The 20952-nt window shown below is 64.2% G+C and carries 35 protein-coding genes; 3 read left to right on the top strand and 32 right to left on the bottom strand.

Translation table 11 applies throughout. From position 1 onward, the window contains the following. The 22 genes from GH681_RS01360 to GH681_RS01255 all read right to left on the bottom strand — a co-directional run bounded on the left by GH681_RS01360 (window position 1) and on the right by GH681_RS01255 (window position 11363). Window positions 1–507, bottom strand: coding sequence for an N-acetylmuramoyl-L-alanine amidase (locus GH681_RS01360; RefSeq protein WP_153159663.1), 507 nt, complete (start codon window positions 505–507; stop codon window positions 1–3). 88 nt (window positions 508–595) lie between these two features. Further along, entirely contained in the window at window positions 596–805 is a 210-nt protein-coding gene (locus GH681_RS01355) for a hypothetical protein (protein WP_153159662.1), read from the bottom strand. Next, entirely contained in the window at window positions 802–1518 is a 717-nt protein-coding gene (locus GH681_RS01350) for a BRO family protein (RefSeq protein WP_153159661.1), read from the bottom strand. Before GH681_RS01350 ends, GH681_RS01355 begins: the two co-directional genes overlap by 4 nt. A 233-nt stretch (window positions 1519–1751) precedes the next feature. After that, window positions 1752–2084 (bottom strand): hypothetical protein, encoded by a 333-nt coding sequence (locus GH681_RS01345; RefSeq protein WP_153159660.1) that lies wholly within the window; start codon window positions 2082–2084, stop codon window positions 1752–1754. A gap of 174 nt (window positions 2085–2258) precedes the next feature. After that, the gene (locus tag GH681_RS01340) at window positions 2259–2867 is read right to left on the bottom strand and encodes a Mor transcription activator family protein (RefSeq protein WP_153159659.1); all 609 of its coding nucleotides are present in this window, start codon (window positions 2865–2867) and stop codon (window positions 2259–2261) included. Next, window positions 2864–3340 carry a regulatory protein GemA gene (locus tag GH681_RS01335; protein WP_194271099.1) on the bottom strand — a complete coding sequence of 159 codons (477 nt, stop codon included), beginning with the start codon at window positions 3338–3340 and terminating at the stop codon, window positions 2864–2866. Before GH681_RS01335 ends, GH681_RS01340 begins: the two co-directional genes overlap by 4 nt. A gap of 67 nt (window positions 3341–3407) precedes the next feature. Further along, window positions 3408–3719: a hypothetical protein gene (locus GH681_RS01330; protein WP_153159657.1), complete on the bottom strand. Its 312-nt coding sequence runs from the start codon at window positions 3717–3719 to the stop codon at window positions 3408–3410. Window position 3720: 1 nt separating this feature from the next. After that, window positions 3721–4014, bottom strand: a complete 294-nt coding sequence (locus tag GH681_RS01325) for a hypothetical protein (protein WP_153159656.1) — start codon at window positions 4012–4014, stop codon at window positions 3721–3723. Beyond that, window positions 4014–4406, bottom strand: coding sequence for a hypothetical protein (locus GH681_RS01320; RefSeq protein ID WP_153159655.1), 393 nt, complete (start codon window positions 4404–4406; stop codon window positions 4014–4016). Before GH681_RS01320 ends, GH681_RS01325 begins: the two co-directional genes overlap by 1 nt. Beyond that, a complete protein-coding gene (locus tag GH681_RS01315; RefSeq protein WP_153159654.1) occupies window positions 4403–4651 on the bottom strand; it encodes a hypothetical protein in 249 nt (82 codons plus the stop codon). The genes GH681_RS01320 and GH681_RS01315 overlap by 4 nt, the downstream gene beginning before the upstream one ends. Continuing rightward, window positions 4651–4893, bottom strand: a complete 243-nt coding sequence (locus GH681_RS01310) for a hypothetical protein (RefSeq protein ID WP_153159653.1) — start codon at window positions 4891–4893, stop codon at window positions 4651–4653. The genes GH681_RS01315 and GH681_RS01310 overlap by 1 nt, the downstream gene beginning before the upstream one ends. A 1-nt stretch (window position 4894) precedes the next feature. Then, window positions 4895–5425, bottom strand: a complete 531-nt coding sequence (locus tag GH681_RS01305) for a host-nuclease inhibitor Gam family protein (RefSeq protein ID WP_153159652.1) — start codon at window positions 5423–5425, stop codon at window positions 4895–4897. Window positions 5426–5431: 6 nt separating this feature from the next. After that, complete coding sequence (locus tag GH681_RS01300) at window positions 5432–5578, bottom strand: hypothetical protein (protein ID WP_153159651.1); 147 nt, start codon at window positions 5576–5578, stop codon at window positions 5432–5434. Continuing rightward, entirely contained in the window at window positions 5575–5862 is a 288-nt protein-coding gene (locus GH681_RS01295) for a hypothetical protein (protein ID WP_153159650.1), read from the bottom strand. Before GH681_RS01295 ends, GH681_RS01300 begins: the two co-directional genes overlap by 4 nt. Further along, on the bottom strand, window positions 5855–6229 hold the full coding sequence (locus tag GH681_RS01290; RefSeq protein WP_153159649.1) for a transcriptional regulator: 375 nt from the start codon (window positions 6227–6229) through the stop codon (window positions 5855–5857). Before GH681_RS01290 ends, GH681_RS01295 begins: the two co-directional genes overlap by 8 nt. Next, entirely contained in the window at window positions 6226–6636 is a 411-nt protein-coding gene (locus GH681_RS01285; RefSeq protein ID WP_153159648.1) for a hypothetical protein, read from the bottom strand. Before GH681_RS01285 ends, GH681_RS01290 begins: the two co-directional genes overlap by 4 nt. Next, window positions 6633–7067, bottom strand: a complete 435-nt coding sequence (locus GH681_RS01280) for a hypothetical protein (RefSeq protein ID WP_153159647.1) — start codon at window positions 7065–7067, stop codon at window positions 6633–6635. Before GH681_RS01280 ends, GH681_RS01285 begins: the two co-directional genes overlap by 4 nt. Window position 7068: 1 nt before the next feature. Further along, window positions 7069–7431, bottom strand: a complete 363-nt coding sequence (locus GH681_RS01275) for a helix-turn-helix transcriptional regulator (RefSeq protein WP_153159646.1) — start codon at window positions 7429–7431, stop codon at window positions 7069–7071. Further along, the gene (locus GH681_RS01270) at window positions 7424–8056 is read right to left on the bottom strand and encodes a hypothetical protein (RefSeq protein WP_153159645.1); all 633 of its coding nucleotides are present in this window, start codon (window positions 8054–8056) and stop codon (window positions 7424–7426) included. Before GH681_RS01270 ends, GH681_RS01275 begins: the two co-directional genes overlap by 8 nt. Continuing rightward, window positions 8046–8321, bottom strand: a complete 276-nt coding sequence (locus GH681_RS01265; RefSeq protein WP_153159644.1) for a hypothetical protein — start codon at window positions 8319–8321, stop codon at window positions 8046–8048. The genes GH681_RS01270 and GH681_RS01265 overlap by 11 nt, the downstream gene beginning before the upstream one ends. After that, window positions 8321–9070, bottom strand: a complete 750-nt coding sequence (locus GH681_RS01260; RefSeq protein ID WP_153159643.1) for an AAA family ATPase — start codon at window positions 9068–9070, stop codon at window positions 8321–8323. Before GH681_RS01260 ends, GH681_RS01265 begins: the two co-directional genes overlap by 1 nt. Window positions 9071–9086: 16 nt before the next feature. Next, on the bottom strand, window positions 9087–11363 hold the full coding sequence (locus tag GH681_RS01255; RefSeq protein ID WP_153159642.1) for a DDE-type integrase/transposase/recombinase: 2277 nt from the start codon (window positions 11361–11363) through the stop codon (window positions 9087–9089). 95 nt (window positions 11364–11458) lie between these two features. Here GH681_RS01255 and GH681_RS01250 point away from each other — a divergent pair, with 95 nt between their 5' ends. Beyond that, window positions 11459–11638, top strand: coding sequence for a hypothetical protein (locus GH681_RS01250; protein WP_153159641.1), 180 nt, complete (start codon window positions 11459–11461; stop codon window positions 11636–11638). Here GH681_RS01250 and GH681_RS01245 read toward each other — a convergent pair. The 5 genes from GH681_RS01245 to GH681_RS01230 are packed head-to-tail and all read right to left on the bottom strand — an operon-like array spanning window position 11614 to window position 13048. Then, the gene (locus GH681_RS01245) at window positions 11614–11892 is read right to left on the bottom strand and encodes a hypothetical protein (protein WP_153159640.1); all 279 of its coding nucleotides are present in this window, start codon (window positions 11890–11892) and stop codon (window positions 11614–11616) included. The genes GH681_RS01250 and GH681_RS01245 overlap by 25 nt on opposite strands. Continuing rightward, window positions 11892–12095, bottom strand: coding sequence for a hypothetical protein (locus GH681_RS01240; RefSeq protein ID WP_153159639.1), 204 nt, complete (start codon window positions 12093–12095; stop codon window positions 11892–11894). The genes GH681_RS01245 and GH681_RS01240 overlap by 1 nt, the downstream gene beginning before the upstream one ends. Then, window positions 12092–12529, bottom strand: coding sequence for a hypothetical protein (locus GH681_RS01235; RefSeq protein WP_153159638.1), 438 nt, complete (start codon window positions 12527–12529; stop codon window positions 12092–12094). Before GH681_RS01235 ends, GH681_RS01240 begins: the two co-directional genes overlap by 4 nt. Before the next feature lies 1 nt (window position 12530). Beyond that, on the bottom strand, window positions 12531–12656 hold the full coding sequence (locus tag GH681_RS23905; protein WP_255425173.1) for a hypothetical protein: 126 nt from the start codon (window positions 12654–12656) through the stop codon (window positions 12531–12533). 2 nt (window positions 12657–12658) lie between these two features. After that, window positions 12659–13048: a helix-turn-helix domain-containing protein gene (locus GH681_RS01230; RefSeq protein WP_153159637.1), complete on the bottom strand. Its 390-nt coding sequence runs from the start codon at window positions 13046–13048 to the stop codon at window positions 12659–12661. A 148-nt stretch (window positions 13049–13196) separates the two neighbouring features. Here GH681_RS01230 and GH681_RS01225 point away from each other — a divergent pair, with 148 nt between their 5' ends. Then, window positions 13197–13880: a hypothetical protein gene (locus GH681_RS01225; RefSeq protein WP_153159636.1), complete on the top strand. Its 684-nt coding sequence runs from the start codon at window positions 13197–13199 to the stop codon at window positions 13878–13880. Window positions 13881–14140: 260 nt separating this feature from the next. Here the strand turns inward: GH681_RS01225 and GH681_RS24090 are convergent, their stop codons facing one another. Next, window positions 14141–14392, bottom strand: a complete 252-nt coding sequence (locus GH681_RS24090) for a helix-turn-helix transcriptional regulator (protein ID WP_153159635.1) — start codon at window positions 14390–14392, stop codon at window positions 14141–14143. 277 nt (window positions 14393–14669) lie between these two features. Between GH681_RS24090 and GH681_RS01215 the strand changes: the two genes are divergently transcribed. Continuing rightward, window positions 14670–15113 (top strand): hypothetical protein, encoded by a 444-nt coding sequence (locus tag GH681_RS01215; protein WP_153159634.1) that lies wholly within the window; start codon window positions 14670–14672, stop codon window positions 15111–15113. 19 nt (window positions 15114–15132) lie between these two features. Here GH681_RS01215 and GH681_RS01210 read toward each other — a convergent pair whose 3' ends face one another. The 4 genes from GH681_RS01210 to GH681_RS01195 form a co-directional block, all read right to left on the bottom strand. Next, window positions 15133–15342 (bottom strand): hypothetical protein, encoded by a 210-nt coding sequence (locus GH681_RS01210; protein WP_153159633.1) that lies wholly within the window; start codon window positions 15340–15342, stop codon window positions 15133–15135. Then, window positions 15339–15689 (bottom strand): hypothetical protein, encoded by a 351-nt coding sequence (locus GH681_RS01205; RefSeq protein ID WP_153159632.1) that lies wholly within the window; start codon window positions 15687–15689, stop codon window positions 15339–15341. Before GH681_RS01205 ends, GH681_RS01210 begins: the two co-directional genes overlap by 4 nt. Before the next feature lie 275 nt (window positions 15690–15964). Further along, window positions 15965–19690, bottom strand: a complete 3726-nt coding sequence (locus GH681_RS01200; protein ID WP_153159631.1) for a PLxRFG domain-containing protein — start codon at window positions 19688–19690, stop codon at window positions 15965–15967. Then, window positions 19687–20928: a tail fiber domain-containing protein gene (locus tag GH681_RS01195; RefSeq protein ID WP_153159630.1), complete on the bottom strand. Its 1242-nt coding sequence runs from the start codon at window positions 20926–20928 to the stop codon at window positions 19687–19689. The genes GH681_RS01200 and GH681_RS01195 overlap by 4 nt, the downstream gene beginning before the upstream one ends. Window positions 20929–20952 lie beyond the last annotated feature (24 nt).

The raw sequence follows: 20952 nt of genomic DNA, 5'->3' as shown, positions 1-20952 counted from the left end.
TCAGGCCTCAATGATCTGGTCGGGGGTGGGGGTCATGCCGCGCAGCAGCCAGGCGCGCACGTCGAAGCCGGGGCAGGTCTTGCGCGTGCCGGGCACGTCACGATGGCCGAGCACCCCCCGAAGCACGTGGGGGTGCTTGGTATCGGCGGGCTCAAGGGGGATGCGGTACTGGTCGCACAGGAAGCGCACCAGCTGGGCGAGGCTGTCCCACTGGGCCAGCGTGTAGCGGTCGGTGCCTACCAGGGCAATGCCCAGGCTGTTGGCGTTGGCACCTTGAGCGTGCGCACCAACCTCCCAGTTGGCCCGGCCGGTGGCGGCGGCGCCATTGGTGTAGATAATCCGGTGGTAACCGATCGCCAGGAGGTGCGGGTTCTGGCGGGCGAGAGCCTCTGCGGTGCGCTTGAAGCCGCGGTCACGGTGCCACTTGTCGATGTCGTCGACGGTGGTCCACCGATTGTTCGGCGTTGCGGTGCAGTGGATGACGAGGGAGGTAATGGCGCGGGGCATGCGCACAAAGTACGCGCCCGCGCGAGAGTGGCTGAGTAACGGCCGTTAGCGGCGTATCGATGCGCCCCCCCGCCGGGGCGCGTGGCGGTCAGATCAGCAAATCAACCTGATCTTTGGCCTTGTTCAGCAAAATCTGCAACCCGGTAATCAAATCGCCCAGGTGCTCGACGGCCGGGCCCATCTCTGGAACGCCCTTGTAGTTCGGCAGGCTATCCATCGCCGCAAAGGTGATGGCGCGGGCTGCGGACAGCGTTGCAGCCAGATCGTAGATTTCGCCGGGGATGGGGGCCGCGCTCATGCTGCACCCCCTTCGAACAGATCGCCCGTGGTATCGGCGGGGTGAGGCGGCGCGGGTGGCAGGTCGCCGGTGGCGCGGGCCTTGAAGGCGATCTGCCGAATGTGGTTGCGGGTTTTGCCGGTGGCGGCAGCGATGTCGGCATGGGAATAGCCCTCGGCGAGCATCCGGATCACGGTGGCCTTGGCATCGGCGGCGGCCTGGCGCTGGCGCTCGTTGGTGAGCTTGGTGAGGGCCTGGATGTGGCCCCGGCGGGCGCGGTCGAGCTCGCGGTACAGCCCCAGCATGGCGGCGCTCTGCAAGCGCAGCTCGTCGCGCATCAGGCCGAGTTCGGTGGCGAGCTGGAGGGCGGCGGGGTCGGGCTGGGGCGCAGCGACCACCACGGCGCCGGACTTGCCGGCCAGCGCCTCGGAGGCCCATGCGCGGAACTCTTTGGCGCGCGGGGTGTTTGCGAAGAAGCCGAGCTTAATGCAGCCGGTCGAGGAGAAGATGGTGACCGACTGCTTGCCGCCGGGTGTCGCCAATTCGGCGACACCTTTGTCGGCATCGGTGAATTCGTCGGCGTGGGCGTTGTAGAGCTTGCTGATTCCCTTGCGGGCGTTGGCTTCAGCATAGCCCAAGCAGCGCCCGACCTCTTCGGAGGTCAGCCACTTCTGGCCGTCGCGGTCGATGATGGAAAGCGGGGTGCCGTGGAATTCGGCGGGGATGAGTTGCATGGTGAAGCTCCTAGTTGTTCGTTCAAATCCGCCCCTGTTCAGAGGGCGGCCAGGTACTTGAACACCGCAACTAGACGGCCCGACGCCTTAGCCCGAAGGCTGTTTTTCGGCAGCCGCGCTACCCGGCCATAGAAACCTATGGACGTAAAAAAACCACGCTGTCGAGCGCAGATACCGCTAGTTGAGGTGTGTTCAGCACCGTCGCGGATTTTGCGCCCGATTTGTCACGACCGTCAATGACGGCGCATGCGGGAATATCGCCTGACCGCGCTAAAGCCCTGCCACGTATCGAACGAAAAATCCCCAAGCGTCACTCCAGCCACAACACCGCCCCGCTGTTCCTGTTCCAGCAGCTCCCTGGCTAGGCGGTTTCCATCCAGCACAAAGCGCCCAAAAAACTGGCCCATGAGCTTGAGGCAGTAAGAATCCGGGCGGATTGCGGGGATCATGTTTCCCGCCGCATCAAACTGGGCGCATACCATGCTGATTTGGTCAGCGTCACTTTGCACATCGCCGATGGCCTCCAAAATTCCGCCCGGGCCAGCGTCTGCCAGTGTCCATCTCATGCGGCGCCGGCCGTCTCCGCTCTTTGACAGATCCGGCTTGGACACGGGCATCGCACTTGCCACGGCCTCGCTGTCAATGCGGCTAACCTTCAGCTGATGGGGCGGCGCACCACTGTCGCCACTACACCCGGCAAGCGCCAGGACCAAAGAAAGCGTCGCACCCCACCTCATACCTCACCCCATGTCGAATAAATCTCCATGGTAGCCGGTCGTCTTTCCAGATGGAATCACGCTGTCCTTGCTGATGTGGATCTGCTTGCCGCCCCAACGGCGGCGCATCTTGTCTCGAACGCAAACCGCAACCGCCTGAGCCGTCGAAGTGGGCAGGGCAGCGGCTTGCAGCGCCTGCTCGATCACCGCCGTGAATTGCTCCAGCGTCTCCACGCCCTCGGGCTTGTCGGCCTCGGGCGGCTCGTGCGCAGTACCTTTGAAAAGATCGGTGTGCGTGGCACGAGCATGCTCCCGGGCGTACCGCTTGATGATCCGATAGACGTTGATCTCGGTCGTGTCGAACTCTTCAGCCAGCTGTAGCTGGTTATGTCCCGTGAAGCGATCCAGCATGCGCATTGCCCGCTCGCGGGTGTCCAGATGGCGGCCGCGCGGAAAGTAGAAATGCGTCGGCCCCATCCATGCCAGGCACAGCCGCTGCTTTGCATCCTCACCCACACCTCGGGCCGCATCGGCATCAAGGGCGCAGCGCTCGACGAGCTGCAGGGCCACGGTATCGACAAGATCGGCGAGCATTGCCGCGGTCTTGTCGCCGTGGGGGCGAAGGCGTTTCATACCCCGTGCCTCCGGCAGAACACCTCCAGGGCCTGCACGATCTTGTGCAGCGCCTCGGGGTCGCAGAACTCCAGCGCCGTGGAGCAGCCGGCCATCTGGCTGGCAATGCCTTCGATGTAGCGCTTCGACGCCACCGGCGCCGGCGGCGTGAGCAGCTGGCCCACGCGCTCGGCAAGGCGGTAGATCTTGCGGGCCGAGGGCTGGCGATCCGGCACCAGGCCGAACACAAAGCGCCATTCATCCGCAGTGGCCGCGTTCGGCTGCTTCGCCTGGTCGATCTTGGATTGCACGTGCAACCGCACCTTGTCGAGCTGCGGCACGTTCAGTTCCGTCAGGCTGCGCTTGCCGGGCACCAGGTTGCCGATCATGGCGCGGTAAGTGTCTTCATCGAGCGCCAGCCCCTTGGGGCCGACCATCGTCTTGATGGCCTTGATGCGCGCGCGGCGGGCGTCGGGGTTCCAGGCTGGGATCATGGTGTTACTCCGGGGGTAAATCGGCTTGTTGCACGGCCCGTTTAACGGGGCCGTGGGGCAAGGCGACTCAGGGTTGCTGAGTGGGGCTGGGGCTTTCCTTGACGATGCAGCGCGCGGCCACGAATTCATCAAGGATGCGTCCCACCTCAAGGGGGTCTTGCTTTGTGTGAGCCACGACGAGACGCGAGAGCCACAGGCCCATCTCCTTCATCACGTTCTCGCCCACCTCGGCGCCACCGGAAAAGCCAAGCTCGTAGAGGTCGGCGAGCGCTTCGACGGCCTCGTCGTCGGACATTGCCCGCAAGCCGGGCAGCGCATTACGCAGGCGCTGAAGGCCTTCGGCATTGCGGATCAGGGTCACTTTGATTTCGGTGGTCATGTCAGTCCTTTCGGGTCAGTCGGAGGGATTGCTGGGTGATGGCCTTCGGCCGGGAAGGGCGGCGGGCCGGTTCGACCTCGGAGCCCGGCGGCATCGTGATCTGGTCGGGGCGCACCGAGCGGTAATGCACGTCGACCGGCCCGGTGGCAGTCACGTTGTTGCCGATGCCAAAGTCGCGCTCGCACGCGAGGGCCTGCTGCATCAGATCCACCAGCTTCATGCCGGCGGCGGAAGGCAGCAGGTAGGTCTCGAAGCCGATCGTCACGGCGCACATGGGTTGGGGCTTTGCTGCCATCACGCCACCTCCGCTTCGACGGTGTAGATCTCGGTCCGCTCGGGGCCTTCTTCATAGCTCACGACTCGCGCCAGCCGACGGGGCGGGACAGCCTTTGCAAGCAATGCCTGGACGGCCTGCCGGCGCCCGGCTGTGCACGTAGCCTTCACACCCTTCAGGCCAACGCTTGCTGCCACGGCGCCAGCCACAGCACGCGCCTCGTAGGTGTTGTTGCGGTCGGCTACGGCAATCTGCAGCGGCAGCATGCGGGTGGCGGCCAAGGATGTTTCAGCCTGGACGCTCTCGGCGCTGTGCGTGATCGCATCGGCCAGTGCCTGGGCAGCGGCTCCGGTCGCCCGGATCGTCACGCCGCCGGCGGTGCGCCGGATGTTGATTCGGGAGGCGCCGGTCATGCTTTCCCCTCCTGCTGCTTGAACTTATCCAGGAGCTGGACGGCGACAGCATCAGAACGGGCCTCGGCTCTCCGGATGGCGTCGACTTTGGCAATCAGGGCCATGCCGAGGGCGCGAGCCTGGTCCGGCGCGAGGACGGCAGAGACTTCGCCTTGCTCTCCGTCATCGCAGACGTAAGGCACCACGATGACCACATCAAGGCCAGCCACTTCGTCGGGGGTCGCTGAGATGCGGATGGCGGGCATCACACCACCTCCGTTTCATCTTCACCAAGCGGCGCGAGTGTCATCATTGAAAATTGCCGGCTCGGATGGGCGTCGACAAGTGCATCAAAGTGCGGCTTCGCATGCTCATAGTCGCGATAGCGCGCCACCATTTTCCGATCGGTTGTCACAATCACTGTCAGCGGATCCTGCTCGTCGGAAGGTGGTGCAAGCCACCCGTTACATGGCGTGCTGCCGACACAGATCACGTAATCTGGCTTCATCTCAAACCTCCGACAGTTCGGTTTCAAACGGCACCACCGCGAACTCTTCCCGCTGGCAGATCGTGATGCCTTCGATCTGGCGCACCGGGTGGGCAAACGGGGTTTCGAGGATGGCCTCCTTGTTCACCTCTTCCTTGCGGCGGATGAACTGGGTCAGGCCCATCACGTGCAGGCGGGTGATCACGGCCTCGGCGCCGCGCACGCTCACCGACGGCGGCGTGGTGCGCCAGCTGATCTCGCCGGCCGGCAGGGTGGCGCTCTTCACCTTGCCGTCGCGGGTGAGGATCGCCCGGTTGGCGTCGGCCCACACCTGCACGCCGTCGATGCGCGCGGTGATGGCATCGCGCATCGGCACGGCGGTGGCTTCGTACTTCTCACGCACGGCGGCGAGCTCGTCGTTCATGTTGGCTTCGATTCGGGCCAGCTCACGCTGGGCGATGCCGATCTCGCGGATGGCCTCGTTGGCCTGCTCGCGGTTCTGGGGGATGGGGAAGCGCGGCGCGGTGCGCTTGGCGCGGGTGGTCTTTGCCATGTGGCGTTACTCCTGGGTGTAGTGGGCGTGCAGCCCGAGCAGCGCGACGAGGATCTCGACAGCGCCAATGGGTTTGAGGATGGGATGGCCGGTCGCGTACAGCGACGCGCCGGAGAGCAGCAGCAGGACCAGGGCGACATAGACGCGGATCACGACTGCGCCCCCTTCACCAGTCGGCGGGGGTATTGGCCCACGTCGCGGAACCACACCAGCCGGGCGCCGTGGTAGTCGGCTTGCCACTCTTCGCCGCCGTCCGGCGTCGGGCCCGTGCAGCAGGCGCCGGGCAGGTCGGCGAGCTGGGGAACGCCCACCACGAGGATGCGCGGCGGCGCCCACTTGCAGATCTCGATGTGGATGAAGTTGAGCCCGTCGGCCAGGATGGCCTCGTAGGCATCCAGCGCCGTCTCGATGGCCTTGCGGGTCTGGGTGCTAGACATGGCACGCCACCTCCGCACGGCCCTTGTCGGTGATGCTGTAGTGGCGCTGGCCGCGGGCACCGCGATGCACAACCTTGATCTGCTCGCCGTCTAGGAGCTTGGTGATCAGCTTGTTGATCGTGTGGTCGGTCCGCTGCATGGCGGCCGCAATCTGCACGCTCGTTGCTTGATCGACGGTCGAAAGGTGCTTCAACACCAGCAGCCGATTCTCTCCGCGCTCGCGCACGTCGGCACGGCGCGGGGCCGCCAGTGCGGCACCGCCGACGCGGGTGTGAGCGCGACGGAAACTCGCGGCGGAGTCGAGATCCGGAAACCGGAAAATCTGCCGGTCTGCGGTGCAGATCGTGACGCTGACCAGGGCGCTCATGCTGCGGCCTCCTCAGTCAGGGCGTCGTGCATCTGCGGGCCGGTGGGGTAATAGGCCCAGAACTGCACGGGGGCCATGAAGCGCATGCCGCCCGCTTCGTGCCAGCCAGAGGGTTCAAGAACGCCCCTGGTCACGACGCCGTTCACGACAACCATCACGACCACGTCACCATCAGGCAGATCTGCGGTCGGCCGCACCCAGCGCACCAGCTCCATGTGCAGCGCCCGATGCGGCGGAACAACTGCGAGGCCGGCCCGGAAGCTGTCGATCAGCGCGGCTGCATCCTCGAAGCGCTTGATGTCTTCGGTGAGTGCTGGGGCGTGGCGCCGATAGACTTTCACCTGGGCGAACAGCCATTCGACGATTTCGCGCGCTTCAGCCTGTAGGGTTTCAGCGTGATCGCTCATGCTTGCGCCCTCCCGTCCTCATCCACCAGCTCCACCTCGCCGGCCGGCGGGGCGTCGCAGTCGATGCTGATCATCTCCGGCGACACGGCCCGAGCCGGCGGCAGCATCAGTCCAAGCAGAACCGCTGCGGTGAAACCCACCACGAAGGCTGCGGCCAACTGCCAGGCGGACAGCGCCCGCTCCGGGCAGCGCTCCCGCGCCGCTGGCGCCGGCGTAAAGCACATGTCCGCATCCACCGCTGCGTGGCAACCCACCACGTGAACCCGGACCGCGCCCGCCACGGGAAACGCCTTGGACGAGGTGATCTTCAACACCGGCTGGGCGCCCACGACGGGCACAAACATCACGCGCGACCCAACGGGGTAACGCTGGTTGAACACCGCGGCGCGGCGAGCGGCCAACGCCTGGGCGACTGCAATCGAGTGAGACATCTCAGGACTCCTTCTCGGGGTGAGCGGGCTTGTGCTCGCAGGTCTGGCAGCGTTGCCACAGTGCGAGTCGAAACGGGTTGTGAGTGGGGGCCGGAGCGAGAGCGCCTCGGCAGTCGCCGCGGGGTTGCTGCTGGAAGGTGTGCGGGCACTGCACCACTTCAAGCCGATACGTCACGCGGTCGATGAAGGTCTGCGGCGGCGGGTCGATGTCGCCCGACATGACGCGGGAGACGTAGGGCCGGGAGACGCCCAGGCGGTCGGCAACGCGCTGCTTGCTGCCCAGCTCGGCGAGCGCCTCGCGCAAGAGGCGCCGCCACGTGGGGCCCTTGATGGACTCCAGCAGGGTGGGTTTTGACTCAAGCATGGCAGTCGTCCCAGATGGGCTCTTCACGCCAGACGACGCGACCGAGGTTCGGGTCGAACACGGTGTGGGTCCGCTGGATCATGGGCGGACGAGGGCCGTTGTCGTGGTCGCGCTTGAGGCTGTAGCGGGCCGGCTTTGCCTGGCAGCCTCGCTTGGCGGGCTGGATCTCCTCCAGGTAGCCGGCCGCATGCAGGGCGAGCACATAGGCCTTGGCGGTGTCGGGCAGCACCGGGTGGTCGGCGGTGCTGGCGTAGGCGGCCACCTCGCGGAAGTCGAAGGTGGGCAGGAAGTTGCGCATGGCCTGCCACATGGCTTCGTTGCCGCGGTTGCCGGTGGCCTCGCTTCCGTCCTTGCGCACGCGGGGGGCTTCGACGCCGTTGTCTCGTTCGATCCAGTAACGGGCGGCGTCGCCGCGGCGCACGAGGTCGTGGCGCCCAAGGTAGCCGCCCAGGTGCAGCGCCCGAAGGTATTCGCTGACAGCCGGCGCTTCGACCTTGCAGGTGCGAGCGATGTCGGCGGCGGTGAAGCCACCCTCATAGTCGACGGCGGCGCGGATGGCCTCCCAGATGCGCTGGCGGGGCGACTTGCCGCCGATCATTTCGAGGTGGGCGGGCTTACGGCTCATTACGGGCCTCCTCCACCTCTTTCAGTGCGGCGCGGAACCGCGGGGTCCACGCGATCAGCGCATCAACAGCCCTACGCGGGTCGTCCTGCAGCGCGGCAACGCTAGGAACCTCCCAGTAACCGTGCTGCTGGTTGGTCTGCCCCATGTACAGCACCGCTTGCATAAGGTCTGCAGGCTCGCCCCGCGCGACCTCGATTGCCCCATGCGGCAATGCAGTTCCGTATTGAATGCGTCCGGATGCCCAGACGAACAAGACGTGTTCCATCACGCCTCCCCCTCGGTCTCGTCGTTGTAGATCGGGCGGTCGCCCCAGCGAGCAAGGTCCATCACGTCCTCGCCCATCACCATGGCTTCATCGAGCACGCGTTCGAGGTTCACGCAGGTGTAGCGGACCGATCCGGCGACGCGATCGACGATCTCCTCGAGGAGGTCGGCGGCGATCTGGATGCCGGGGGCGTACACGGTGGCGAGCTTGGCGGCATCGGCCAGGGTGACCGGCTGGGCCGGTACCCAGGAGCGCACGCGGCTGTGGGTGGTGGGGTAGTTGCGCAGCTCGGTGCGCAGGTCGTCGGAGCCGACGAGCAGGATCGGGGCGCGGCTCATCTCGAAGATGTCCCGCACCGTTTCGATCATGGCTTCCTTGGCGACCAGACGGTCGGCTTCGTCCAGGATCAGCGGGCGCCGGCTGGCGGCAAGCTGGCTGCTCACCAGGTCGAGCAGGTCGGCCTCGGTGCGGCACTTCTTGGGGATGGCGACGCCCATTTCCAGCAGGATCTTCTGGAGCATGGGTTTAACGCGCCAGGCGTTGGCCACCTGGATGTAGTACGCGCGGTAGGCCATCACCATGGCCCCGGCGGCCATGCTCTTGCCGCGGCCCGGCGGGCCGTACAGCACGCCGATGCCGGGCAGGCCGGCGTGGCGGTTGATGAGCTTCTCCACCGTCACGCTGACCAGGTCGAGTGCGGCGATGGGTACGACGCCCGCGGGGAGCGCCTTGTGAGGCGCAAGGTTCATCTGCATAATCAGGGTCTCAGTTCGTTGCAGTTCTCACGGGCACGACGGTTGCAGCCGTTGTGCCCGTATTCATCTGGGCTTGATGCCGCTTGCTAAGGGCCTTGAACTCGCTCGATTGCGGGTACATGCCCCACCACTTCTGGGCCTTCGGGTCTGCGATCACTTCTCCTTTCTCGACGGTTGCATTGAGGGCCAGCCAGCGGCGGAAACGCTGATCGGGGGTCTCGGGTAACGGGGTGACTTTCTCGGGTTGCGTCTGCTTGGCCGCCATGGCGCGCGCAATGTCGGCGGGAAGCGCCGGGGCCTCGGCGCCGCCGTCGATGCGTTTGGCGGCCATTCCGGCCTGGTGCAGGCCGGGGGTGTTGTGGGTGACGCGTGCGCCCGGATGCGAGGCCACCTTGCCGGCGGCCTGCGCCTTCTTGCGCAGCAGGTCGGCAACCATCTTGTCGGGGTCAACCTGGGCGGCCTTGCGCAGTGCGGCCTTGTCGGCCTTGATGCGCTTGGCCTGGGCATTGCGGCAGTGGGCCGCAAGCTCCTTGCGGGAGACGCCCTTGCGCTCCGGACAGATGGCCACGCACACAAACTCGCCGCCCTGGTACACCACCACCTGGCCGAAATCCTCGGTCTCGCGGATCAGCACCTCAGTGCCCACCTCGACCTTGCGGAAGAGTTCCGGCGCCGCGTACCAGCCGCGTTCGATCTCGATGCCCTTCTTCTGCAGGGTGCGGGTGCCACCGCCTGCCGCCGTGGGCATGAGCAGCACATCCAGGGCGCGCTCGTTGTCGATGTGGCGCACCTTGCCGGTCCAGGCAGTCGCCCGGGCGAAAGGCGTTTGACCAGTGCCGCCGTGCTCCCGCTGGTGATAGGTGCCGGTGAGCCAGTTCTGGATGTGCGTGTCGAGCTCTTCCGGGCCGACATCCAGTTCAACCACGCTGTCCTTCTTGAACAGCCGCTCGGCAAAGGTCTGGCGGGCTTCGATGGCGCTGCGTTCGGCCACGCTGTGACCCACGAAGTTGGGCAGCACTTCCAGGATGCTGTGCAGCATCACGCCGATGCCGCGCTCCACGTGGGGCTTCTCCCACGGGCTGAAGGGGTTGGTCACCTTGTGCGCGATCTTCAGCTCGGCGAGCATCAACCTGAAGGCCCGAGCCAGGTAGTCCTTGCCGTTGTCGGTAACGATCTCCTCGGGCACGCCCCATGCCAGTAACGCCAGGCGCAGGCAGAACATGTGCGTTTGCGCCTTGGGGGTACGGGCCAGCACCACGATCATCCGGCGGCTGTACACGTCAATGCACACCGAGCAGGTGTAGCGCCTGCGCTGGCCGGTCTCCGAGTCGAGCAGCATCCAGTCGGCCGGCGTCGCGTCCATCTCCCAACGCTGGTTAAGGCGCTGCACGTCTTCCGAGGCGTTACCCACGGCAGCCATGGCCTTGTTCTTCCAGGCGTCCGGATCGGTGGCCGCCAGCAGCAACTCGGGGTGCTTCTCGCGCCAGGCGCGCAGAAAGCGATCCGTCGCCCAAATGCTCGGCACCTCGAAGAGGATCTCGCCGGTGTCGCCATCCACCGCGGCGTGCTTCAACAGCTCCCGCATGTCGCTGTTCTTGATGTGCGGCTTGGCCATCAGGATGCCCAGTGCCATCTTGTAGAGCGCAGGCTGGCGGGTGAAGACGTTCACGTCCCGCGTCAGGTGGCCGTCCTGCTTGTCGATCAGGCCCGCCAGGCCGTCGCGGCTGTAGTCGGTGTGCCAGCGCTCCACCGAGCGCGCCGAGATCGTCGGGTAGGCCTCTCGCACGGCGGCGGTGATCTGCGGCAGCGCCGGCAAGTCGTCCTCGTTGTATTGCCTGGCGTAGAGGTCCAGGCCGGCCTTCTTGCGGATCGGCTGCGCTTGCACAAACCACATCTCCCAGCCCTGCACGATCGACAGGCGGGCATCGAAGCGCGTGCGCTGGCCGGGGGTGAGCTTGTCAACCAGGGCCATCAGCGCGGCCTCGCCCTTGGCCTGGCGAGTGGCGTCGGCCGCTTCTTGCTGGCGCACCACCTCGGCCACCACGGCCTGCACCCGGGCAGCCTTATCTCCGGCGGCGATGATGCCTTCGGCGCGGTCGATGAGCTTGGCGACAGCGGCAGGCGGGGCGTACTCGCGGCGCAGGCCACCGCGGCCTCGACTCTTGTGCTCGACACTGGGCCAGGCGTCGCGGGACACGAGGTCGCGCCATGCGCGTTCGGTTCCCGGCATCCCCGGCAGCTTCATCGCTGCCAACTCGGCACACGTGTAGTGGGTTTTGCGGGTCACAGCCCAACCCTCCGATTTTGGCGAGGGTTCATGCCGCTAGAATGGCGCTGCAGGCGTCCAACTTGCATACCATTCAACTTCACGGAAGAACCCTCATGACTGACAAACTCGAAGCAGCCAAACTCGCCACTCAACTCACCGTCGCGCTGATTGAAAGCAGGCAGATCCACGACGTCAGCCTCCAGAGGATGATCAAGTCCAGCGAAGACCCTCAAGTTGTGGCGGTGTTTGACTACCTCTTCAAACACGTTCAGGCGCTCCTGACCGAGCAGTAACCAACCACGTTGGCGGCTCCAGCGGGGCCGCCCATCATCTGAAGGGCGATAAACAACCCTTCGAGAACAGCAGGGTCGGCCCCATCAAAACCCTTCTCCTGAAGGAAGGCGCACACCTGCAGGGCAACGCATACCGATTTGTGCATGCCCTTCAGCATCTCGGGGGGCACTGCGGCGGCGACATTGAATGCATGCTTGCGGGCTTCGGTCGTGGCGTTAAGCCAATCCTGCTCGGGCTTGGTTTCGGTGCTCATTACAGATCCCTCCATTCTTTGGTGAGAACCAGCCAGCCCTTACGGCGGGCGTTGGTGAGGTACTGCTTGCAGTGGCGACGGCTCGTGGTGAGATCGTTCAGCCGATTCCGTTTGAGGCAGGTCAGGTCGTAACCGCGGTTGCGCCGGGCGAGCCGAGCGCTTCGGCGTGCGCGCGTGGCCGCCGAGAATTTGCTGGGGGTCATTCCAGTTCTCCCATCACGTGTTTGAGTTGCCGGATGCGCTTGCCTGCCTCGTCACGGGCGCGCTCCAGCTTTCCGATTTCCGCGTCCAGCGCGGCCTTGCCAACCAGCAGCTGGCCGCCGCGTTTCTCGGCGAGCCAGTGGGTCAGGATGTGGGTCTCGCACGCCGCTTCCAGCACCGGCGCGAGGTAGAAGGGAAGGTTGTAGGCGTCGCGGCTCTCCGCCGTGTAGCCGTAGAGCATGTCCTTGCTCACATCACGGCCAGATAGGCGGGTCATCCGCGCAGCCACTTCGATGCGATCAACACCGGCCGATGCCAGGGCCTCGCTCACCAGGTGAGCCACTTCGGCGCAGTAGTTCTGGCTACCCGGCGCCTTCTCCGCAGCCCGCGGCAAGAGCGCAAACAGGTCGCCGGTCAGGGTGTCGATTCGGCGCATGTCAAGCTCCATGCGTCCAAACCACAAGCGCATCCCAGTCCTGGCCAAAAATCTCCAGGCCAGCATTCCAGAAGCGCGCGGTGTCGCACTCGATCATCGTGTTGAGGGCGTAGTCACGAATGAACATGATCAAACCCCCGCCACAGACATGTCAGTACGGTCGACATTGCGTCGACCGGGGCGCCGCGTAGAATCCATTCCTAGCGCGGTTTTGTGCTTTCCTTCGGGTTCAAATCCTTCCGAATTTCCAGCGCCGCGAGCCAGCGCAAACCGCCGCCACGGGTTCGCCTTCAACGCCTCATGGGTGTAACGGCTGGGCCAGATGTCCTGGGGCTGCAGGCCCAGCGCCGCTGCAATGATCGCCTCGTACCGCGGCGCGCTCTTGGTCAGCGCTGCACGCAGCGTGCCGGCCTCAAGCCCGTGGGCGCGGCCCAGGGCTGCAAAGCTCTTGTGGGAAGACTTCCGGACCGCCGCCTTGACGTCTTCTGCGTCCCAGTCGGCGCGGGGTTTGCGGGCCATGTCTAAACCTCGTTCTGCGTTTTGATGTGCGCAGAATAAGGAATCAAAAAGAAGCCGTCAAGATTCCTTTTTGTGTTTTTTGGAAAGCCGCGTCAAAACACGTGCAAATGCATGTTTTTAATACATTTATTTTTTTGGAAGCCAGGCAATGAAAAAGGAAGCAGACTTCCAAAATAAGGAGCTATTAGGAAGATCAGCTTTCAGCGCTGAGGAGTTTGCTTCGTTCAGGCTTCCTGGGCTTCCAGGTACGTCTAGGGCATGGCGTGACCTGCTCAAGGCCGTCGAATGGCCGTCAAGGGCAGTCCGCAGCAGAGGGAGGGGTGGGCTGAAGCATGAATACGAGCCGCCAGCCGAACTGCTGGAGCTCATACGTCGCCACCTGAATGGCGAAGAGGTGGCGAGGGATGAGGTTATTGCGGCGAAGACGGCCGGCCGTCGTCCTATGCTGCTGCAGGGGCAGGCCAACGGCACGCTAGATGAAAATGGCGATTACGTGCAGAGAGTCCAGCAGCTCTCCGCACTTCATGACATAGGTAAGGCTAGCGCCCAGTTTCAGGCTGCGATCGCACGCGGCACGGTGAAGGTAGGCACCACCTCCGAGGCTTCCGACGCCGAGCTGCTCGTGGCGCTGGGGATCGCGCTGACGAAAGCGACTTGGCTGCCATCGGACACACCTCCCGAACAGCGCATGGCTATCGCGCGCGCCGCAAGCCGAGCCATCTGTGCGATTACCGATAGTCCCGCCAACCGCACTCGCATCGCGCTTAACTCCGACATCCTGGATGACGCGTTAAGTCTCGCGTGGCTCGTTGATCCTAACCGTTCAAAGTAAGCCGAATCCTGATCATATCCGCGCCAACTCTCGCGCAAATTCGATCACTTCTGAACCGGTTCCGTCCAATTTAGTGCCAGGCCTCACACATCCCGGCCTGGCCCTGAATCCCAAGCCCCGCGCGGCTCTTCCCGCTTTATCCCGCCACTTCCCACGGTGCCAGAACGATCACTCCCCCACAGGTCAGACCACCTCGCCTCGCCCGGTTCCAGGCGACAGCAACGAAAAACCCGCCACGCGGGCGGGTCGATTGGGGTGCCTCAAGACTGACGCGGCTTGTGGTGGCCGCGACGTAACTCATCCGCAGCCAAGTCGACCAGGGCGCCAGGTGGTTCGCCCAGCGCAGCGGCCAATTTCAAAATCGTCGTGAGGCTCGGCTGCTGGCGCCCCAACTCCAGGACGCTCACGTAAGTCCGCCGCAAGTCGGATTCAAGCCCAAGCTGCTCCTGGGTCAGCCCGCGCTGACGCCGAAGCCTCCTGAGAACCTTTCCGAATGCTGCCGCTGCGTCCAAACCGTTCCTCCTACGATAGGAGGAATTTCGCAGCCGGCATACAATGCGGTCTTCCCACAACTGTAGGAATTTGGTGTCGTTTCAGATGCTGGTGCCGTCATCGAGTGAAGAAAGAACGATGCTGTCGAGAATGTCTTCTGTTGCGGTTCCCCTCAGCGCCGCCGGCTGCGCGTCCGTCAATCCAGTCCCGTTCACCGGCCCAGCCGGCCTCCAGGGCTACGCCATGCAGTGCATACGGAACTGAAAACACCACCGCGCGGGCATACCCCAGAGAGAAATGATGCTGATCGACTCCCTTGCATATGTCGTTTTTGTGTTTGCCTGTACGAAGGCAATGAACGGCCTGGCCTTTAAGGACGGTGGGGCGAGCCGGCTTCAAACATGGGTATTAACGGCGGGATGCTTCATAGGAAGCGCGGCCATCCTCTCCGTGCTCAAGGTCTTACGACTCCATGCTGTAGCCCCCGGCATTGAGGTTCACAACCCCCTTGATGTTGGCGGGGCCATGATTGCTACATGGGTTTTCTACATCACCTTGAACAGAGAGCGAGCAGCCGCATCAGACACAACCAGCAAGGCGCCTTTAAATACCCTGAAAAAGGCAAGCAGATCAGAAGTTCGTTGCTCATGTGGAACGGTATTGCCACTACCTATCGGGTACTCTGGGAACGTGCGCTGCCACTACTGCAACAAGATTCATCACGTGAACGAGGCACCGTAGTGCCTCAACGCATGAGTTTTCAGTGAGTTGCCGCAAGCGAGGCCAACCCTTCATCGAACGTCACCGCTCCTGCTCGAATGCGCTCGACCACGGCGTTCAGATCATCGGCGCCAAGAAAGCCGGCCTCCAGCTTCGCCACGATCCGCCTGAAGTCTCCAAAACGATCAGGGAGCGTGCAGCTCCGTTGATGAGCGAGCCGCAAGAAATCGGTATCGACGGGGGCGCTCATTGCTTGTCCTCCCCGGCGACGAGACTCAGGCGCCAATCTCCAAGGATGCCGTCGAGCATCCGCTGAAAGCCCGCATCACGCCGCGCTACGTCAGCAATCGGGATGGAGGCCTCGATGCGCCCGTCTCGCAACCGAGAGAACTCAGCGGCACCACCGATGCAAAGCCGGTTCATTCGGCGGTTCCCCACGCGCCTGGTTGGCAGGTCATTGCCGGCTGCAATCCCGTCAGCCAGCAACTCGGCATCCGTCGCGATGAACACGTAGTCGCTCCATCCGCTGAAGTGCGTGGCTCCAGACGGGAACACGTGACGAAGTGAAACTTCAGGACGATTATCGATCTTGGACATTTCGCTTACCCCTGTGATTTGACATGACCAAATCATGCGATAAACGCATTTAAATTACAACATATATCAATAAATTCAATAAGTTAAGTTTTTCTATCAACCTGAAGTTGTAGTTTCCAGAGCCTCAATTTTTTATCCGATGACCTGCAGCCAGACTCGAACCGCCACGGCGTGCACACCGACGTGCACACCGCGGCGCTCCGTTGTCACACCCCCTGTTACACCTCGCGGCTATTGCCGGTAACACCCTCGGTAACACCCCCGACTGCAATCTCTCAATCCTGCTCCACCACCTCGGCCGCAGCTTGCCGAAGCTCCTTCGGCGTCGCTTTGAGAGTTCGTCCCGCTGCGGTCATCCTTGCGAGCCTGGCTCTCCGGAGAACTGCCGCCAGATCAATGCGGATCGGCGTTTCGGGATTGTTCGCGTTCCAGTGTGCGAGCATCTCGCGGGCCTCTGCTGCCTTCTCCGGCTCCCTCTGGGCGATACCCTCCGCCCACCGCTCTGAGATTCGCGCCTTCATGTCGCGCAGCATTGCCGCCTGGTTGAACACTTCCTCCCGCGCCCGGCCCGATTTGGCGACCACGGACGGGCTGAAGCCGATGGCCTTGGCGAGCGCATCGCCCAGGTCAGTGTCCACCACCTTCCGGCCCTTGGTGTCGGAGTAGTAGCCGTCGCTCGCCATCGCCGCGCCCTTGGCGACGTTCGAGAGCGCCACGGGGGCAACCGTGCCAAGCAGATCTAGCACATCGCCCACATCACCCACGCCACCGTGCAGCTTGTCGAAACCACGCAGGTAAGTCTGGATGGCGCTTCCCGCCGGCCCTGCAAGCTCCAGCACCTCCCGCGCCTTGTCCTGCTTGGCGGGGTCAAGCAACCCGGTCGCGGGAATCAGATTCGCCATTCCCATCCGGCCGGAGATGTCGAGCGGCAAACCGGCGGACACTCCGTGCAGGACGAAGCCTGCTGCGTCCCGGCCAAGGGTCGCAGTGAGGAAGGCACGGCGCCCGGCCTTGTTGTCCCAGGCGAAGCCCAGCATGTGCGCGATGGTGTCGATCAGGTCGTCCAGATCGTCCGAAAACGGCATGCCAGACATGCCGGCGAACACCCACAGCACCGCCAGGGCAATCGCACGTTCCCGCGACGGCAAGCGCTTCAGGAACTCCAGATAGCTGATGGTGAACTGCTTGAAGGTGAAGATGGTCGCACCCACCGCACCGCGCGCCCAGTTCGGGCGATTGGCGCGGGAGAAAAGGCCTTGCGTCTCTATCACCGCCGCCTTGGCGAACTCGTAAGCCTGCTCGTCGCTCAGGTTGCGCTGGAGCGCTGACCGGTACGCCGCGATGAACGCTACGTCACGGTTGAAGTGCTCGGCCAGGGAGAAGAAACTGCCCCACACCTTGCCGATGGAGCGCATGTAGCGGTTGTTCTGGAACCAGCCGGTGCGCATCGACTCGCCCTGAAGCATGTGGATTTCGTGCGGAGACACCACCCCCTCATCCTCGGCGCGCTGCAGGGCCAACTTCAGTTCTTCCGGCACGTCGGCGTTCTTGTTGAACAGCCGGCGGCCCGCCAACCCCATCGCTTCCTTCAGGTTCCCCACCACGTCACCGCCGAACTGCGCCAGGTACGGGAAGGTCATGGTGAAGGTCTGGGTCATGTTCACCATCGCGGCAGCCACGGAGCCGCCCAGGAAGTGCATGAACAGCAGGCCGCGCAGCGAAGCCGCCTCGTCGCCCGGGTTCTGGATGTAGTCGATCAGCTTGATCGCCTCATCCTTCACGTCGCCCTTCTCCTTCGGGATCTCGGATGCAGCGCGGAGCATGTCGCCAAAGTGGTAGTTGGCAGCCGTCGCGCGGGCGTTGCTGGTCAGGAAGGCGGCCAGCACGCGCACCGGGTCTTTCTCGAAGCCGGCGATGCCCTTGCGCTGAATCAGGCGCTTAAGGGCCGAGCGGTTGTTCACCGCTTGCTTGAGGTACTTCTGGAACACCTCGGACTGCTCTTCACCCATCATGCGGGCGAACACCTCGACCGTCTCCGGCGTCACGCCGCGGAACAGGCGGAAGGAGTCCTGCGACATCACACCCTGGTTGATCGTGGCGTTCGGGTATTCCTCGCGCAGCGCGCGGGCCGCCTCGTTGGCCTCGGCCTCGCTCTCGAACATCCCGAAGAAATGCCGGATTTCCTCGCCGTCAGCGTTCTTCAGCGGCTTGCCGTCGTCGCCGGACTCGAACACGTCCACCGTGTATTGGCCGAAACGCATCAGCGGGGCGTAGCCGGTGGCCTTCAGGCGCTCGATCTGCTCGACCTTGCCCTGCGTCGCCTTCAGCAGCTCGGCCATGTCTTCGATGCGAGCCTTCAGGGCCGCGGATTCGGCCGCGTGGCGCGCGTTCATGCTCTCGCGGAGGTCAGCATACCGGCGGCGCTCGTCGGCTCCGCTGTCGCCGTTCTGGGCGGCTTCCTCAAGCTGGTCGCGCTCGAACGCTTGGCGCTCCTTCAGTTCGGAGAGCTCGCCCTGAAGCTGCTCGATGTCGGGCTCGATCTGCTCCATGTAGAAGGCGAGTGCCTCGCGCAGGTTCATCTCGCGCGGGGCAGGCTGCAGCTTCGCCATCTTCGCGGAGCGCGTCATCTCAGACAGGGCGAGCTCGTCCAGGGAGCGATCCACCGCGGCGCGGAACTGCCGGTACAGGCCGATCTGCCGGTCGTCCAGGCTGAAGCGCTGGCGAAGTTCATCATCGCTCCACACCTTGTCGTCCATCGTTCCCTCGAAGATGGGCGCGGCAAGCGCCTGCGCGTCCTTTGCGTCGGCGCGGGCGTGCCAGAGCTGCTTGAAGGCGTCGGCCATGCGCTCCATCTTCGGCAGCAGGTCCGGCGCCACGTCGGCCGCCTCGTTGGCGGTTCTCGAGATGTTGTCGATGTACTGCTGCGCCATGTTGAACACGCGGCCGAAGTAGCGCGGGTCAACCTTGGCCTTGTGGTACTGGGTGCCCACCGTCCGGTGCAGGACGTTGAAGGTGCGGCTGGAGTGGAACAGATCGCCAATGCGGTCGCGAATTGCTTGCCGCGCCTCCGGCTGGCGCAGCGCATCACCAATCGGTATCGATGCCATCGGGCGCTCAGGTGCCAACGCCGTGCCGGCAGCCTCCCGTCCTTCGCGCATCAGGCGGCGCAGCGACCCGTCGACCAAGGCCGGCACGTCGTGCTCACCGAACAGGAACGTCAATCCCATTCGGAGTAGCCCGCGCTTGATAAAGCCTTCCAGGTTGAGCCACAGGGATTGCGAGCGACCCGCTGAGCTCTCGCCCAGCTTCGCCAGCACCTCATGAATGAACCGGTCGTTCTTGGCGAGTTCGGCATCGGCCATGCCCTCGAACTCGGGATAGGTTGCTTTGATGGCCTTCCAGGCGTTGTGCGATATCGAAGTAGGGTCGGCCGCGAAACGGGCAATCTTCGCCTTGATGGCCCGCCAGCCAGTTTGCCCGACGAAGCCTTCTAGACCGTGATGCTCACCCAGTTCATGCAGCAGTGCGGCAGGCGCACGCTCAGTGCTCAGTCGGTCTGCCACCAGATAGGCGACGCCCGCGGCCGGGTCATAGACCGCCTCAGCGCCGTCGATGCGCACGTCGGCCGGCACGGCGTCCATGCTGGGCACGATCCGCAGGAAACCCACACGTTCAAGGCGGGCGATGCCATCCTCTCCGAACTCTTCCCCCAGCACGCGGCGGATGCGCTCCGGCGTCTCTCCCGTCCAGGTTGCGAATGCGCGCCGGCTCGCCAGTGGCCGCGCCATGCCCGCCGAGTCGAGCGTTTCTGCCTGCCGGGCGATGGCGCCGCCTTGCTCCGGTGCGGAAGCCGCAATTGCTGGCCTGCGCCCGAAGTTAAAGTTACCCATAGCCGAAAAAAAATCTAGGTTGGCAGCCATGTAGGCTTGCATCTTGGCCTTTCCGTCAATGGTGACTTCCTTGCCGTCCGGGCCGGTGAAGCGGTAGGTGCAGGTGCTCATACGTACCCCCGAAGTCCGAATTTGCCGCCACGCGTCATCGCTGCAAGCCGCGCCGTCAGTGCTTCAATGGTGTCGTCCTGCTGCTCCATTTTCTCGGCCAGCCCCTTGATGGCCGCAGCCTGGGCGCCGGACATGGAAATTAGGTCGATCTGCTTTCCGCCCGGGGCAACCTCGTCACCGAGCTCTCGCTGTACATCCTCAGCGTAGGGACCGACATGCCGGCCGCCATCGGCAATGCCGTCCTTGTACTTCCAGGAATCGACATTGAGGCGCTTGAAGGCTTCGACGGCTTCTCGGGAGTCAAAGGGCTGCTTTCCTTCCTTGAAGTCCTTGGAAGAGGCCACAGCGGCACCGGCGGCGGGCTTTGCATAGAGGCCTGCAGCCGTTCCCGCAAGCTGCCCCAGTCCAGCCATTTGCGCGCCGTAGAGCTGCGCCTCGTTGCCGTAGGCCGAGTTCAGCAGACTGCCAAGACCGAGATTCGACTGAATAGTCGTCCCCGCCGCGCCGATCTGGGCGCCGTAGCCAGCATTGAGGCTGTTTCCGGCAGCCAGCGTTGAGCCGACGCCAGCCCCGGCACTCTGCGTGGCCGACGATCCGGCACCGGTCGAGAGCCCGACCTGCTGGCCGGCGGTGTTGGTCTGGTTACGGCCGAATGCGGCAGCGCCAGCCCGGAGAGAGACGCCTTTGTCCTTCACCGCCTGCCGGGTGCCGGTCATCGCTGCAGCGCGGGCCGCAGCCTCAGCCGCATCCGCCTCGCGGTTCTGCGCCATGAAGGCGCCAGAGTTTGGCTTGACGCCCATCGAGGCAAGCTGACGTTGCGCCGCGGCGCGCTGCGACTGAAACTGCTGGGAGACATCGGCGGCAGCCTGGCCGGTGGCGCGCTCTTGGTCGGCTTCGCCGCCGTAGTCCATCGCCTCCTTCGCCATCTTCTCTTCGATGGGTTGGAAGGTCTCTTGGTACTGCTGCCACTGCTCGTCCGAGCGCTCGCTGGCCTTCTTGGAGTCGGCAAGCTGCTGCGCCGCCACGTCCTGACCAGTCTGCAACTGATTCTTCAGGTACGGCTGCAGGAATGCGTACTGATCCTTGCTGAAGGCAAGCTGGTTGTCCGCCGCTTCCTTGGCAAGCTGTGCGCTCTTCTCGTTGGCGTTGGCGATGCCGGAGTAGTCCGGCGCTTCGGGGGCATCTCCGAAGAGTCCGCCAAGCACTTTGCTGACGCCGAGATTATCAAACAGGCCCATGTCTCAATCCTTCCTTTCATTGGG

This window comes from Zoogloea sp. 1C4, assembly GCF_009469605.1.
In the GTDB taxonomy this organism is placed as follows: Bacteria; Pseudomonadota; Gammaproteobacteria; order Burkholderiales; family Rhodocyclaceae; genus Zoogloea; species Zoogloea oryzae.
The sequence above is the reverse complement of the archived record's forward strand: the minus strand, read 5'-3'. Positions and strand labels throughout refer to the sequence as shown.